This is a genomic window from Sphingobium sp. FG125 (assembly GCF_057809795.1).
Genome location: NZ_JBMDKQ010000023.1, coordinates 40,976 through 56,712, shown reverse-complemented (window position 1 = coordinate 56,712; position 15,737 = coordinate 40,976). Strand labels below are relative to the sequence as shown.

14 protein-coding genes are annotated in these 15,737 nt (G+C 60.1%); 3 read left to right on the top strand and 11 right to left on the bottom strand.

The features are described 5' to 3' along the window. Positions 1-105: 105 nt before the first annotated feature. From ACODSR_RS18095 to ACODSR_RS18045, 11 genes are all read right to left on the bottom strand, one after another. Positions 106-2,346 (bottom strand): acyl-CoA dehydrogenase family protein, encoded by a 2,241-nt coding sequence (locus tag ACODSR_RS18095; protein ID WP_489078003.1) that lies wholly within the window; start codon positions 2,344-2,346, stop codon positions 106-108. Positions 2,347-2,389: 43 nt separating this feature from the next. Continuing rightward, positions 2,390-3,142 (bottom strand): 2-oxo acid dehydrogenase subunit E2, encoded by a 753-nt coding sequence (locus tag ACODSR_RS18090; RefSeq protein ID WP_489078002.1) that lies wholly within the window; start codon positions 3,140-3,142, stop codon positions 2,390-2,392. Between the two features lie 2 nt (positions 3,143-3,144). Next, the gene (locus ACODSR_RS18085; RefSeq protein WP_224551141.1) at positions 3,145-3,375 is read right to left on the bottom strand and encodes a biotin/lipoyl-containing protein; all 231 of its coding nucleotides are present in this window, start codon (positions 3,373-3,375) and stop codon (positions 3,145-3,147) included. After that, complete coding sequence (locus tag ACODSR_RS18080; protein ID WP_489078001.1) at positions 3,376-4,368, bottom strand: alpha-ketoacid dehydrogenase subunit beta; 993 nt, start codon at positions 4,366-4,368, stop codon at positions 3,376-3,378. 12 nt (positions 4,369-4,380) lie between these two features. Next, positions 4,381-5,364: a thiamine pyrophosphate-dependent dehydrogenase E1 component subunit alpha gene (locus ACODSR_RS18075; protein ID WP_489078000.1), complete on the bottom strand. Its 984-nt coding sequence runs from the start codon at positions 5,362-5,364 to the stop codon at positions 4,381-4,383. 14 nt (positions 5,365-5,378) lie between these two features. Next, positions 5,379-6,527, bottom strand: coding sequence for an acyl-CoA dehydrogenase family protein (locus ACODSR_RS18070; RefSeq protein ID WP_489077999.1), 1,149 nt, complete (start codon positions 6,525-6,527; stop codon positions 5,379-5,381). Beyond that, complete coding sequence (locus ACODSR_RS18065; protein ID WP_224551137.1) at positions 6,527-7,723, bottom strand: acetyl-CoA acetyltransferase; 1,197 nt, start codon at positions 7,721-7,723, stop codon at positions 6,527-6,529. The genes ACODSR_RS18070 and ACODSR_RS18065 overlap by 1 nt, the downstream gene beginning before the upstream one ends. Positions 7,724-7,725: 2 nt before the next feature. Further along, a complete protein-coding gene (locus ACODSR_RS18060; RefSeq protein WP_489077998.1) occupies positions 7,726-9,180 on the bottom strand; it encodes a 3-oxoacyl-[acyl-carrier-protein] synthase III C-terminal domain-containing protein in 1,455 nt (484 codons plus the stop codon). 59 nt (positions 9,181-9,239) lie between these two features. Next, on the bottom strand, positions 9,240-10,052 hold the full coding sequence (locus ACODSR_RS18055) for an enoyl-CoA hydratase/isomerase family protein (protein ID WP_489077997.1): 813 nt from the start codon (positions 10,050-10,052) through the stop codon (positions 9,240-9,242). 5 nt (positions 10,053-10,057) lie between these two features. Then, a complete protein-coding gene (locus ACODSR_RS18050; RefSeq protein WP_224551134.1) occupies positions 10,058-10,978 on the bottom strand; it encodes an SDR family NAD(P)-dependent oxidoreductase in 921 nt (306 codons plus the stop codon). 68 nt (positions 10,979-11,046) lie between these two features. After that, the gene (locus ACODSR_RS18045; RefSeq protein ID WP_489077996.1) at positions 11,047-11,907 is read right to left on the bottom strand and encodes a MaoC family dehydratase; all 861 of its coding nucleotides are present in this window, start codon (positions 11,905-11,907) and stop codon (positions 11,047-11,049) included. 204 nt (positions 11,908-12,111) lie between these two features. Between ACODSR_RS18045 and ACODSR_RS18040 the strand changes: the two genes are divergently transcribed. From ACODSR_RS18040 to ACODSR_RS18030, 3 genes are read left to right on the top strand one after another with little or no spacing between them, the layout of a single operon-like run. Continuing rightward, positions 12,112-12,741: a PaaI family thioesterase gene (locus ACODSR_RS18040; RefSeq protein ID WP_489077995.1), complete on the top strand. Its 630-nt coding sequence runs from the start codon at positions 12,112-12,114 to the stop codon at positions 12,739-12,741. A gap of 54 nt (positions 12,742-12,795) precedes the next feature. Next, positions 12,796-14,934 (top strand): molybdopterin-containing oxidoreductase family protein, encoded by a 2,139-nt coding sequence (locus tag ACODSR_RS18035; RefSeq protein ID WP_489077994.1) that lies wholly within the window; start codon positions 12,796-12,798, stop codon positions 14,932-14,934. A 33-nt stretch (positions 14,935-14,967) separates the two neighbouring features. Beyond that, positions 14,968-15,702 carry an NADPH-dependent F420 reductase gene (locus ACODSR_RS18030; RefSeq protein WP_489077993.1) on the top strand — a complete coding sequence of 245 codons (735 nt, stop codon included), beginning with the start codon at positions 14,968-14,970 and terminating at the stop codon, positions 15,700-15,702. Positions 15,703-15,737: the final 35 nt, after the last annotated feature.

Sequence of the window (15,737 nt, the reverse complement as noted above, 5' to 3'; positions counted from 1 at the left end):
GGCGATCAGTTCCGACAGTGGACCTTGCGCCAGCGCGCGCACATCCTGTTCGGGCAGAGTATCAAACACGCTTGGCATTCCACTATCCTTAAGATCAGCGCACGCTCAGCTAGCGAGGAGCGTCTTTGCAATCAGAGTCCGCTGGATCTCGTTCGTGCCGCCAAAAATAGACCAGCATCGACCGTAAAGATACTGATGACCCATGAAACTGGCGCGCTGGGCCGCACTAAACTGTCCAAGAGGTGCCAGGTGCAGATCGTGGGGATCATGGGCACCGCCCAATGGCCCTTCGATCTCCAGCGCCAGTTCAGACAGTTGCTGGAGGATCTCCGTGCTGCGGATTTTCAGGACCGACGCTTCGGGTCCGTCGCGAGACGCGCCTTGCGCCCATTTGGAGATATAGTCCTGCTCCATGGCGCACAGCGTCAACAAAGCAATCTCCGTTCCGGCCAGCTTTTCGGCCAGACGATCCCGCGACGGCGATGGCGGCACATCGGACAGCATCGCCTTGATATTCTTCATCAGGCGCAATTTGGGTCCGGTGTCGGCAATCGCGACGCGCTCATGCGACAGCAGGAACTTGGCGATGGTCCACCCCTGCCCTTCTTCGCCCACGAGATTGTCGACCGGAACCCGGACATTATCGAGGAAAAGCTGGTTCGTATGATGCTGACCGTCGATGGTGACGATCGGCCTGACCTCAATGCCCGGACTGTTCATGTCGATCAACAGCATGGAAATCCCGCGCTGGGCCTTGACTTCACGATCCGTGCGCACAAGGCAGTGCATCATGTCGGCCCAGTGCGCCTCGGTCGTCCACATCTTCGTGCCATTGACGATATAATGATCCCCATCGCGCACCGCGCTGGTTTTCAAGGAGGCAAGGTCGGACCCGGAATTGGGTTCCGAATAGCCCTGGCACCACCAGGTATCGCTCGACAAGATGCCGGGCAGATATTTTTCGCACTGTTCTTGCGTGCCAAATTCCTGCAACACCGGACCGATCATGTTAACCCCATAGGGAATGATCATCGGTGCATTGTTAAGAGAAGATTCCTGAAGAAAGATCAGCTGCTGGTCGATCGTCCAGCCTGCGCCGCCATGTTCGACTGGCCAACCGGCAGCGAACCAGCCCTTATCATGCAGGATTTTCTGCCAACGGACATAATCCTCCTTGTGGATTTCAAGACCGAGTGCGCCCTTGTTGGCGATATCCGCAGGAAGATGGGCGCGAACGAACGCGCCAACTTCGGCGCGGAACGGGGTTTCCTGGACGACATTGACGCCCAGACCGGCATAGCGCGCACGGTGCAGGTCCACGCTTCCCAGTTCGGCCCGGATGGCGGCCAGACGGCGCATATAATGGCTGACGTCCAGTTCATCGCTAACACCCATGCCGCCATGCATCTGCACGGCTTCGTGTCCGATCTTGCGCCCGGCCTCATCGACCAGGGCCTTTGCCGCAGATGCCAGCGCAGACCTGTCTGATCGCCCGGCGTCGAATGCGTCAATCGCCAGTTCGGTCAGGACCCGTGCTTCCTCGGCGGTTGCATGCATGTCCGCCGCACGATGCTGCAATGCCTGAAAGGTGCCGAGGGGAACCCCGAATTGCTTGCGCGTCCCCAGATAGGTGTAGGTCGCAGCGTTGAGCGCGACAATGATCCCCGTCGCTTCGGCGGCAAGCGCGATCACGCCCCGCTCGACCGCTTCGACAATCCCGTCAGGACCGCACAGGCGGCGGGCGGCGACATTCGTGAATTCGATGGTACCCGCCGATGCGCCGTCGATCATGCGGAAGCTGTCGATGACCATCCCCTCCGCCTTGGCATCGACGAGGAAAGCACCCGCTTCACCGTCCAGCGTCGCGGTGACGACGAACTGATGGGCCAGATCGGCATGGCGGACGGCCAGCTTGCGTCCGGTCAGGCGAATGCCATCAGCGACCGCCACGGCCTTGCTGCCGGGAAGCGCGAAGGGGTCATACCCTTCCTCATGCGCGAAGGCCGTGATCGCTTCACCCGCGATCAGCCCGGACAAATCCTCGCCCGCGCCGTGCAGGATCGCGCCGCACAGCGCGCTGGCCAGCACCGGCTCGACGACCAGCTTGCGTCCGACTTCTTCCATGACCACGGCAATGTCGCGCATACTGCCGCCAAAGCCGCCCGCCTCTTCGGCAACGGTCGCACCAAGAATACCCTGCTCGGCAAGGTGCGGCCAGAGTGCCAGCCGATCCGGCTCCTCTGCCGAAAGCCGCCGCCGCCGCTCCTCGAAATCATTTTCGACATCGAGAAGCTTGCCCAGCATGTCGCCGAACATCTGCTGCGTTTCTGTTCTAGCGAACGTCATCTCAATCCTTTTCGTCAGGCTTTGTACGCCCGCGCCTCACCCGTCACTCGAACAGCGTTCCATCGGCGAATATGCCGCCGATCGCCCGGACAAACCGCGCAGCATCCGCGCCGTTGATGACGCGATGATCGTAACTCAGCGAAAGCGGCAGGCATTTCCGCCAGATAATAGCGCCGTCATCGCCAGGGGCTGGCCGAAGCTGAATAGCGGTCGCACCCAGGATCGCGACGTCGGGCGCATTGATGATGGGGGTGAACGCCGTACCTCCGATATGTCCGAGCGAGGTCAGCGACATCGAACTGCCCGACATCTCCGCCATCGACAGGCCCTTGGTCCGCGCCTTTTCCGCGATCGCCGCTATGGCGGCGGCGATATCAGCGAGGGTCATCGTGTCGACGCCCCTCAACACCGGCACGAACAAACCGCCCGGCGTATCGACCGCCACGCCGATGTTCACATATTTCTTGAGAATGATCGACTGGCCATCATCGCTCAACGATGCGTTGAACTGCGGGAAATCAGCCAGCACCCGGCCAAGCGCCCTGACCAGCAGGGCAACCGGGCTGACTTTTGCGCCCGGATTTGCCCTGTTCCAGTCTGCACGCCTGGTTTCGGCCTCGGTCACATCCACTTCATCATGATGCGTGACATGCGGTATAGCCAACCAGTTACGGCCAAGGAACTTCCCCGTCAGTTTCTGAACGGGAGTGAGTTTCTTGACCTCCACTTCCCCGAATTCGGAGAAATCGGCAACCGGCCAGGCCGGGAGCGACGTGATCAGGCTTTCAAGGCTCATGGCTATTCGATTATACCCAGCACTGTCCCAACGTCATAGGTCTCGCCGGGCTGCATGATGATGCGCAAAGTCCCCGACGCGGGGGCCTCGACCTCATTGGTCGACTTGTCGCTCTCCAACGAAAAGAGCGGCTCACCCTCGACGGCCTGGCCGCCATCGGGCACCAGCCATTCGGACAATTGGCCCTCGCTCATCGAAAAGCCCAGTTTGGGAAGCAGAATCTCGGTAGCCATTTAACTATCCTTTCCAGTCACGAGTGCGCGAACCGCAGCTTCGATGCCCGCTGCGGAAGGAACGAAGGCGGTTTCGAGCGGCTTTGAATAGGGCACCGGAGCAAATGCGCCGCCAAGACGCCGGACCGGTGCTTTCAACGTGCCGAAGAAACGATCGCTCAGATCCGCAGCGATCTCGGCACCAACGCCAAACTCCTTCACGGCCTCATGGACGATCAGCGCGCGACCGGTCTTTTCCACCGAAGCGTAAACCGTTTCCTTGTCCCATGGCGCGATCGTCCGCAAATCGACGACCTCGACCGAGACGCCGCTTTCAGCGAGTGCCGCGGCGGCGGCCATCGCCGGTGCAACCATGGTCGCATAGGTGACGATCGTCAGATCGCTGCCCTCCTGCACGACCTTAGCCTTCCCCAGCGGGATGACTTCCTTGGTGAAAGGGCTGCTGTTCCAGTAGGTCGGCAGATTTTCGATGAAGATGACCGGATCCTCATCCTCGATCGCACTACGCAACAAGCCGTATGCGTCGGTCGGATTGGATGGCGCCACCACCTTGATGCCGGGCGTATGGGCGAACCAGGCTTCCAAATAATCGCTGTGCTGACCGCCGTTAGACATGCCAGCGCCCGTCATCGTGCGGATGACGATGGGAACATGGGTCTGTCCGCCTGACATGAAGCGCAGTTTGGCAGCATGATTGATGATCATGTCCATTGCAATGGTGGTGAAGTTCATCAGCATGATTTCGGCGACGACGCGATGTCCCCGCAGGGATGCGCCGATTGCCGTGCCGATGATCGCCTGCTCCGAAATCGGGGTGGATTTGACACGATCGTCGCCGAACGCGGTCGACAGGCCCTTGGTCGCACCGGCCACGCCGCCTTCTTCCCGATCGGCGACATCCTCGCCAAGCACTAGCAGTGTCGGATCGGCGGCGAGCGCATCGTAGAGCGCCAGATTGACGGCCGAAATATTGTTCATGGTCTGCGTTGTCATTATCTTGATCCCTCAGGCCAGTTCGTGGGCGAAGACATCGCGCTTCAATTCAGAAACGTCGGGCCATTCGGCCTCGAATGCCGCCTTTACCGCCTCTTCGATGCGGGCCTTGATATCCGCATCGATGGCGTCGAGTGCTTCCTCACTCGCCGCCTCGTCAGTCAGAACTCGCTTGCGCAAGGTGACGAACGGATCATTCTGCTTCGCCGTTGCTATTTCCTCTTTGGGAATATAGCCCGCAGCGTCGCCGATCAGATGGCCGTTGAAGCGGAAGGTCAGCGCCTCGATCAGCGTGGGCCCCTCGCCCGCCCGCGCGCGATCGACCGCGATCTTCGCCGCGCCATACATCTCGTCCACATCGTTGCCGTTGACCGTCACGCCCGCCATGCCATAGCCAGCGGCGCGCTTCGACAATTGATCGACAGCCGTCGAATTGGCGAAGCTGGTATGTTCGGCATAGCGATTATTCTGGCAGATGAAGATGACCGGCAGCTTCCACAAGGCGGCCAGGTTCAGCGATTCATGGAACGCGCCGATATTGGCGGCACCATCGCCGAAATTGGCGACGGCCACATGGCCCTTACCCTCAAGCTTGGCGGACCAGCCAAGGCCGGTCGCGATCGGCATCGATGATCCAACGACGCCCGTTGTCACCATGCAGCCACTCTCCGGGTGGGTCAGATGCATAGTCCCGCCCTTGCCCTTGCAACTGCCGGTGATGCGGCCTGCAAGTTCCGCCCATAGCGGACCAAGCGGAAAGCCTTTGGCGAGCATGTCATGCGTGCCGCGATAGATTGTGCAAATCGTATCGCCGTCGTTGAGATTGACCGAAAGCGCCGAAGGAATGATTTCCTGCCCGGCGGGAGAATAATAGGGCGTCATCAGCAGGCCCGCTTTCATCGCCTTGATGACGCGCATGTCATTATAGCGGATGAGCGCGGCCTTCTTGTAGATTTCGAGGAGCGTGCCAGCGTCCAATATTGGTAGGTTTGACATCCTGTCCTCCTGGATTATCGTTTGTTCGCAAACAGATCACGGCCGATTATCTGCTTCATCACTTCAGCAGCACCGCCGGCGATCCGTGCGATCCGCGCATCGATGAATGCGCGCGCGATGGGATATTCGGTCATATAGCCATAGCCGCCAAAAAATTGCAGGCATTCATTGACCACCTTGTTGTGGAGATCGGTGACAAGCAATTTGGCCTTGGCCGCATCGACCGGGCTGAGTTCGCCCTTGAGATGCGTTTCGATGCACCAGTCGGTGAACACGCGCAAGGCAGTGGTTTCCGCCGACAATTGCGCGAGCACGAATTGGGTATTCTGGAAATCGGCGATCGTGTGCCCGAACGCCTTGCGTTCGGCGGTATAGTCGACCGTCCACTGGATCGCTGCCTCGCAGACGCAAATGCTGCGGATGGCCTGGGTCAGCCGCTCCTGCGACAATTTCGTCATCAGCATCGCAAAGCCGCGCCCCTCGTCGCCCAGGCGGTTGGCAACAGGCACGCGCATATCGGCGAAGAACAGCTCGGACGTGTCCTGCGCTTTCAGACCGATCTTCTCCAGATTGCGCCCGCGTTCAAAACCCGCATTGTCGGCCGGCGACAGGATGATGCTGACGCCTTTTGCGCCCGCTTCGGGATCGGTCTTGCACGCAACCAGCGCAAAATCGCAGTTCTGGCCGTTGGAAATATAGGTTTTCTGTCCATTGATCAGATAGTCATCGCCATCGCGAACGGCGCGGGTGCGGATGGCTTTCAGGTCGCTCCCGGCATTGGGTTCGGTCATGGCCACCGCACCGATCGCCTCGCCCGTCACCATCTTGGGCAACCAGGTCTGCTTCAGCTCTTCCGAGCCCCAGGCCAGAATATAGGGCGCGACCATTTCGGAATGGACCATGAAGCCTGGACCGGACATGCCAGCCTTTGCCAGTTCCTCAATCACGACGACATTATAGAGCCAGTCCGCGCCGATCCCGCCATAATTTTCGGGAATGTCGCAACAGAGCATGCCCGCCTCGCCAGCCTTGAGCCAGACGTCGCGCGGGACGCGCTGCTGCTTTTCCCACGCATCGTGGAAAGGCACCATTTCGGTTTCGACGAAGCTCCGCACGGTATCACGGAACATCTCATGGTCGGACGAAAATAATGTGCGCTTCATCAGGCGAGCCCCAAAATGGAAATACAGGCGATGCCCTGATAAGGTACACCGCCCAGATTATGCGTCAGGCCCATGGAGGGCGAGGACAGTTGCCTCTCCCCGGTGCGGCCAAGAAGCTGGCTGTAGACCTCATAGGTCATCCGCAGGCCGGTGGCGCCGATCGGATGGCCGAAACATTTGAGCCCGCCGTCGATCTGACACGGCACCTGGCCGGCGGCGTCGTAGAAGCCATCAAGGATGTCGTTGACCGCCTTGCCTTCCTCCGAAATGAACAGATCCTCCATTGTCACCAGTTCGGTGATCGAAAAACAGTCATGCACTTCGATCAGGTTCAACTGGGTGCGCGGATCGGTGATCCCCGCTTCCTTGTAGGCGCGGGTCGCGGCGCTGCGCGTGTTGCGCACATGGCTGCCGTCCCACGTGTTCATCTGGGATTCGACGCCGGAACTGATCGCCAGCTGGATCGCCTTGATCGTCACCAGATCCTTCTTGCCCAGCGCGCGTGCGATCTCCGGCGTCGTCACGATCGCACAGGCCGCGCCATCGGACACGCCGCAACAATCGAACAGCCCCAGCGGATCGGAAATCATCGGCGCGTTGATGATCGTTTCCATCGGCACCGCCTTGCGCAGATGCGCCTTGGGGCTGTGCACACCATTCTGGTGGCTCTTCCACGACACATGCGCCATACCGCGCTTCAAATCTTCTTTCGACATGCCATGTTTGGCGCGATAGCCCGCTGCCAACTGGGCGAACCCGGCCGGTGACGATCCCATCGGCATCCACATATCGTTGAAGGTACCCTTGAAGGGTATGGGCAGCCCGCCATAGCCCGTGTCCTTGAGCTTTTCCGCTCCAATGGCGACGGCGATGTCGACCGCACCCGATGCGACCGCGTAGGCCGCGCCACGCAAAGCCTCCGTCCCGGTCGCGCACATATTCTCAACGCGCGTGAAGGGAATGCCATCAAGGCGCAGCGCCGTGGAGGCGGGAATGGGCGAATTGCCGACATTCACATTGTCCAGTGCGCTACCATACCAGCCTGCCTCGATCTGCGACCGCTCGATCCCGGCGTCGGCCAGCGCCTCGTCGAACGCTTCGCGCATCAAGGCAGATGAATCGGTATCCCAACGCTCGCCGAATTGCGCACAACCCATGCCCAGGATCGCTACTTTGTCCTTGATGCCTGTCGCCATGATTATGCTCCCGCCGCGCCAGTGGGCGCAGCTTTCCAGAAATAGCGGTTGTAGCCGCGAGCGCGGTCGCGCTCCTTGATCCGATACGTCAGCTTGAGCGGCGTCCCGACTTCCAGCCCTTCCGGCCCGACATCGACCACCTCCATCAGGATGCGCGCGCCGTTGTTGAACTGCACGAAGCCGACATAGAGTGGCGGGGCAGGGTGGAAGGAAAGCCAGTCAGCAGTGTAGGTGAACACCTGCGACGGCTCATCGACCAGCGAATAATCCTCGAACTGGCTAGCAGGCGCATTACAGCCTGGATTGACGCAATATTCGAGTTGAGGAAACTGGATCGTGGCGCATTGCCCGCATTTGCCCGCCACCAGCGCGTCGATTTGCCCGCCCGAACGATATTGCTCCGTCAGCGCCGTCTTGGCCACCTTTTCCGACCGCATGCCCCATTCCAGATCGATGCCGTCGTAGAAGGAGAGCATACGCAAATAACTGTCTGTCGCGATGCCATTGGCGATTGCACCGCTCACGCCGGTACGCGGCTGCGCGTTGCCAATGGCCGCAGTTACCTCAAACACCAGCGCATCAGCACCCTGTCCAAAACCGACCAGGAGAATCCTGTCGCCCGTAGCCGCCGTTTCCAGCACATGGGCAAGCATCAGCAGAGCATGGGCCGCGCCCGCATATCCGACACCATCTGACAAGCCGTCCGCTGGCTTCCCCGCGAAACCGATCTTCTTGGCCACCGCATCGGCAGCACCGCGCTGTAGCGACGGCATGACGAAATGCGTCAGATCATTCGCAGCGATGCCGGCTTTCGACAATGCCTGAGCAATGGCCTGCGGCGCAAGCTTGGCATAGCCTTCGTCACGAACCCAGCGTTCTTCCCAGAAATAGTCATAGCGCTCACGCGCCGCGCGGAAGTGATCGACAAACGGGGCTGTCACGCTGGCCGCGCCCAGCAACCTTGCCACCACATCGTCGCCCGCGCCCAGCAGGAACGCTGCGGCACCCGCGCCATAGCTTAGTTCCTGCGTGCTGGCAGGCTTTGCAACCGGTGCGTCACTGGCGATAAACAGGGCCTCTTCGCCCACCTTCAACGCTTGCAGCAGCCCGGACGTGCCGGCACGCTGCGAATAGCCTGTATCACTGCTTGCGATGGCCGTCGGCAAGCCAAGCGCGCTCGCCACAAGCGCGCCATGCTGGAGATCCGCATAAGGCAGGCTGGTCGATGCCAGATACACTGCCTCGATCGCATCGGAGGGCCGGCCGTTGAAACAGTCGCGGGCCGCTTCCACCGCCATGGTGACGGCGTCCTCGTCCCAGCTGGTGAAGGCACGCGCGCCTTTGGCCTGACCGCGCAGATTGGGCGCCATCCACTTGTGCGCGTCCGCAATGAGCGACCGGTCGATCCGTAGACGCGGGACATAGCCGCCAAACCGTTTAATGCCAAAATCTGCCATCGGAACTCCACTCGCGTGTTTTGCGACCTGTCAATCTTGCGCGCCGGTCTGCACTGCACTCATGTACCCGACGCGGACGGAAATCTTGCTGGTCGCTTTTCGATGAAGGCACGGACGCCTTCTTCAAAGTCGGCGGTGCCGACCGCCTGCACGATCGCATCGCGTTCCGCCTTGAGCTGCGCGGAAACAGATTGCTGGCCGCCGGAACCGAGCAATGCCTTTGCCTGCCGAACCGCCCCAGCGGGTGCGCGTGCGAACCGTTTCGCCTGCGCCTCCCCTTCCGATGCCAGTTCGGCGGCGGCCACGATGCGCGACGCCAGGCCAATCCGGAACGCTTCCTCTGCACCGACGCGCGCGGCAGTCAGGATCAGTTCGGCAGCACGCCGCTCACCGACGACACGCGGCAGAAGCAGACTAACCCCACCGTCAGGCGGCAGGCCGACCCGTTGATGCGAGAACAGGAAAGTGACCGTTTCATCGGCGATCAGATAATCCGCGCCCAGCGCAAACATTAGACCCGCGCCCGCGACTGCACCCTGGCAGACGGCAACAATGGGAACCTCGATCGACAGATATGCCTCGACCATCCCCCGAACGGCATCAAGCCGCGAGGTGAAGTCAGCACGGCGTGCCTCCACCGGCTGCTCGATGGCGCGCGCGAAACTCCGCACGTCGCCACCGGCCGAAAAATGCGCGCCCTCCCCCCGCACTAGCAACACCCGAACGGACGGGTCGCCGGAAATCGAGGAAAAGAGTTCGGTCAGGCCCGGCACAGCTTCCTGCGGTATCGCATTGCCATGCGCAGGCCGGTTGAAGGACAGCGTCAGAACGCCGCCCGCCCGCTCGACCAGATAGGGTGCGCTCTCGCTCATTGAGATCAGAAGGGGTCCCAAGTGAAGACATGCGAGGAAATGTCGAGCGGGTAGAAGCTCGGCTTCATCGCAGGCAGCGCGTGGCTGACGATCGTTTCAGGCGTCCAGCCGTCGGACGTCTGCGCCGTGCGGATCGGGCGTGGCTGGCTGAACAGGATGGTCTCATTCATGCGCGAGGAGAATATCTGACCACTGACATCAGCCGCGCCGTCGCTGATCAGGCCGACCGCAAGCGGTGCGATCTTGTCCGGCGTCATCCGCTTGGCGATTTCGAGGCGCTTGCGATTGGCTTCGTCGTTGGCCGGAATCGTGCCGACCATGCGCGTGAAAGCGAACGGCGCGATGCAGTTGGACCGGACATTGAAACGCTGCATGTCGATAGCGATCGACTTGGACAGGCCTGCGACGCCCAGCTTGGCGGCCGAATAATTGGCCTGGCCCATGTTGCCGATGAGACCGCTGGTCGATGTCATATGGACGAACGCGCCGCTGCCCTGCTCCTTGAAATAAGGGGCCGCAGCGCGCGAGACGTAGAAATAGCCGTCGAGATTGACCGCGCGAACCAGATCCCAATCTTCCTTGGTCATCTTGTGGAAGATGACGTCGCGCAGGATGCCGGCATTGTTGACGACAGCGTCGATCTTGCCGAACGCCTTGATCGCGTCCTGGATGATCTCTTCGGCGGATTCCCATGTCGCAATTGAATGGAAGCTCGGCGCGGCGATACCGCCGGCGGCAGTGATTTCATCGACAGTGCGTTGGGCAGGGGTGGTATCCGCTCCGCCACCGGCAGCAGCGCCGCCAAGGTCGTTCACGAGCACGCTGGCACCGCAAGCGGCCGCAAGCTTGGCGATTTCAGCCCCAACGCCATTGCCGGCACCGGTTACGATGACAACCTTGCCTGCAAGAATTCCCGACTGACTCATGCTTCATCCCATCCTTCTAATTTATGGTATCGACTACAGCGTTAGCAATTAGTGTCAATATACTAATTCTATGCCGCGCCTCCAATCGTTGCGCTTCCGCGATCCAGCACCACCAGATCGCGTTCTACCGAACGGCATCGGAAGCGAACGGCGCCTCCTTCCAGGAAAAATTCAACGCGGATCGTTTCGCCCGGGAAAACCGGCTTGCTGAAACGCACCTCCATCGCCTTCAACCGCGCAGGATCGCCATCACACAAGCGGCTGATGATCGCGCGTGCGGCCAGCCCCATGGTGCAGAGGCCATGAAGGATCGGTCGATCGAAACCCGCCTTGCGGGCGACCGAAGGGCTGGCATGGATCGGGTTCAGGTCGCCGCTCAAGCGATAGATCAGCGCGATTTGCGGCAAAGTGGGAATGTCCAGCACATCGTCGGGATCGCCATCAGGGATCGCCGCCAGACCGGGGCCAATGTCGCCAAATCCACCCTGCCCACCGTCGCCGCGCAGAAATAATGTCTGCGTGACGGTCGCGCACAACAATTCGCTGTCCCTGTCATAAAGGCGCTTCTGCATCTTCATGATCGCGCCCTTGTCGGCACCTTTATCTTCGATGCTCAGGATCGAATAGTCACCGCGCATGCGGCCCTCGGCGGGAATGGTAGAGTGGATTTCGAACGCCTGTTCAGCGTGCAGCACCTTGACCCAATCGATGCCCAATTCCGGCCGATCTATCCAGAAGCCGGGATGCGCAATCGTATTGCACATGGCCGGCACGGCCTTGAGGCCTTTTTCATAGACGAACGCCAATTGCGTTTCATCTGTAGGGTCGCTTCCGTAACCCAGCCCCAATGCATAGAGGATGGTTTCCGGTGCCGAATAATCGTGATGCTTATCGTCGAGCTTGAAACGTTGTAATATGTCCAAATTCACGATGCCCGGCTCCCCTGAATCGAATAATGTTGACTCGCTTAGCCCATTTAGGATTTAGGTACAAGAAGGCTGGAAAGCTGCGATCTGTCGGGATGACGGAACGGCACCGACCTTATCATCACGGCCGGATAGGTAGGCGTTGGATATGAGCGATACGGCTTCATCGACTCGGACATAGCCCATAATGCTGGAAATGGATCACCCATGAGCGACGTTATCGACGATAGAAGGATCGAGGAGCGCGCTGCGCAGCATGGGCTGGCGTCGCGCGTGGAGTGCGCGCAGGCGATCCGGTCATTGCTCGATAATTTTTCTTGTTCGATGGCTGACGATGCGCAGCTGGATGAGGCGGCCGCACGCATTCGCATGGTATCGGAACTGCTGGCTGGACAACCCAGCCGACCGGCCCATGTGCGCTTCATCGAAGGCATGTTGACCGGCTTGGGCGAACTGAGCGAGCTTGGCCCATTCACTGGCAGGCTTCATCCTCTGCCTCCTCCTTTCAAACTAGTCCTCAATGGCGACCGGGCGGAAGCCTATGCCACTTACAGCCACCCGCACCAGGGGCCGCCCGGACTTCTCCAAGGGGGGTTCATTGCGGCCACGTTCGACGAATTGCTGGGCATCGTTCAGGCAGGCGTCCTGAGGATGACGGTCGACCTTCAGATCGCCTATCGAGCGCCAACGCCGCTTTATAAAGAGCTTCGCTATACGACATGGCTAGACCGGATCGACGGACGCAAAGCCTATGCGAAGGGGACATTGCATGATGGTGATCGGCTGTGCGCCGAGGCCAGCGGCGTGTTCGTGGAGCCACGGCAACGACCCTTTTGATAAAAAGAATAGAGATTCAGTCACCAACGCATGTGACGGTGAGAGGATAAGAGAATGTCGACGCACACAACCTATTGTCGCAACTGTGCCGCTGCTTGCGGCCTGAAGGTCACGCACGAGGACGGCGTCATTCAGGACATCAGGGGCGATCGCGATCATCCGGTCTCGCAGGGCTATTTCTGCATCAAAGGTGCAGCGACCAAGGACTTTCACAATGGCGAAGACCGGTTGCTGGGCAGTCGGCGACGCAATGCGGATGGAACGTTCGAAGACATCGACGCCGAAACGGCGATGGATGAGATTCACGAAAAGTTAAGCGCGATTATTGCCCAACACGGAATTGAGTCCGTCGCGCTTTACTACGGTACCGGGTCCAACTGCAATGTGCTCAGTGTGCCTGCGGCGAAGGCGTGGATGGACGCCATCGGTTCGCCCTATCTTTTCTCAAGCATGACCGTGGACCAGTCAGCCAAATGGGTTACCGCCGGTCGCATGGGGGTGTATCTGGCTGGCAAACATAAATTGCCTGAAGCCGATGTGCTGATGATCGTTGGCACCAATCCGGCAGCGTCGCACGCCTGCTACGGCATGCCTTCGCCTAACCCGATCAAGCACATGCGAGACGCGCGCAAGGCAGGGACGACGTTCATCGTGGTCGATCCCCGCAAGACCGAACTGGCGCGCTCCGCCGATCTCCATCTGCCCGTGCGACCGGGCCAAGACGCAGCGCTGTTTGCCGGATTGATCCGCATCGTTCTGGAAGAGGGCCTTGAGGACAAGGCCTTCTGCGCGCGTTTCACGACCTCGCTTGAGCGCCTGCGAGCAGCCGTTGCGCCGTTCACGCCTGATCATGTAGCCGCGCGTACCGGCATCGACGTCGACACGCTGTACAAGGCCGCGCGGATTTTCGCTGGCGCGCCCCGCAAGTCGGCGCTGACGGGCACGGGATCGGCCATGGGGCTCAACTCCAACCTGGCCGAACAAATGATAGAGGCGCTCACCGCGATCTGCGGCGGCTATCGTCGGGCGGGAGATATTATCCACAACACCGGCTATTATGGCGGAACGCCAGCGCAGGAAGCGGTGCTGCCGCCGAACCGGACCTGGGAAAATGGCCCCAAGCTGCGTACCGTTGATATCGGTCCGATCGGCGGCGAATATCCGACCTCACGTCTGCCCCAGGAGATAGTGGGCAATGAGAAAGGGCGAATTCGCGCGCTGATTCATTTGGGTGGCAATCTGGTCAAGGCGCTGCCTGAGCCGAATCGGACGATCCCGATGATCGAGCAGCTCGATTTGCTCGTCTCGATCGATGTGCGGGACAATGTGACGAGCCGCATGGCGGATTATCTGATCGCGACCAGCGGCCATTATGAACATCATGATTTCAACCTGGCGCTGGAATACATGCTGCCGACTACCTTTGCGCAAATTGCCGAGCCATTCCTGACGAAACCCGCAGGCGTGATCGAAGACTGGGAGTTTTTTCGGGGCATGGCCCATCGCATGGGCAAGACATTGCACATGCGTCGACCATTTTATGGAATGGCACATCGCGACATACCTGGGCCGGAACTGGAAATTACGGACCAGACCACGGGCGAGGACCTCATACGCTGGCTCGCCGACGGCGGTCGCAGCAATTATGATGAACTCAGGGCCAATCCGGGCGGTGTCCATTTCCCGGAGGCTGAGGCGGTTGTCCAAGTCGCGAACGACGACGATAGCGCCCGGCTCGACCTGTGCCCATCCGATGTAGAAGATGAGCTTCGGGGCGTGTATGAGGCGCAGGACGATCTGGCCGACTATCCGTTTCGGGTCATATCGCGGCGGCTTATCGAGGTGATGAACAGCGCCTACACGCAAGCGAGCCAGACCCGTCGCCGCTTCCCGACCAACCCGATCTACATGAATGTGGAGGACATGACCCGACTCGACGTGGCAGAAGGTGGCACAGTCAGGCTGACAGGCCGAACGGGCGGGGTCGTTATAGGTCGCGTTCGCAAGGATACGGGTCTACAACGGGGCGTTATCGCCATGTGTCATGGTTGGGGGAACCCGGAACTGCCTGGTGAGCAGGATCCTGACGTATTTTCCGGTCGGCTCGTGTCACTCGACCAGGACCTAGAATCCATCAATTTCATGCCCAGACAAAGTTCGGTGCCCGTGCAAGCGCAACGGCACGATGCCTAACAAGACCGCAGCAGACACTATTAAGGAGTATTTATGAAGATCGGAATTATCGGCGCCGGCAATATCGGCGCCACCCTTGCCCGCAAACTCGTCGATGCGGGCCATGACGTCAAGATCGCCAATTCCAAGGGGCCGGATACGTTGGCTGACATCGCCAAGGACACTGGCGCTGAGGCGGTGACGAAGGAAGATGCGGTCAAGAATGTCGACACGGTCATCCTGTCCATACCATTTCTCAGCTATCAGACGTTGACCAGCCTGCTCAGCGGCGTCCCGTCCGATGTCATCGTGATCGACACATCCAATTACTATCCCTTCCGCGATGGCATTCTCGACGGCCTCGATAATGGCACGCCCGAAAGCGTCTGGGTCGGCGAACAGATCGGTCGGCCGGTCGTCAAGGCGTGGAATGCCGTCTTGGCAGCGACACTTGCGGAACGCGGCAAGCCGAAAGGTGCTGAAGGTCGGATCGCTCTGCCGGTCGCCGGCGACGATGCTCATGGTAAGGCTGTGGCGATGGAATTGGTCGAGGCTACGGGTTTCGACGCCCTGGACGCTGGCTCCCTGGCCGATTCTTGGCGGCAGCAGCCTGGCACGCCTGCCTATTGCACCGAACTGGCGATCGACGAACTCAAGCCCGCGCTTCTCGCCGCCGACAGGCAGCGAGCGCCTGTAAATCGCGAAACGCTGATAAAGGGCTTTATGGAGAATTACGGTAAACTTTCGCACGATGATACGGTCGCAATGAATCGCGCCGGTACTGCCTGAGAAAAAGCTGCGGATCGGCTGGCAGGCCGATCCGC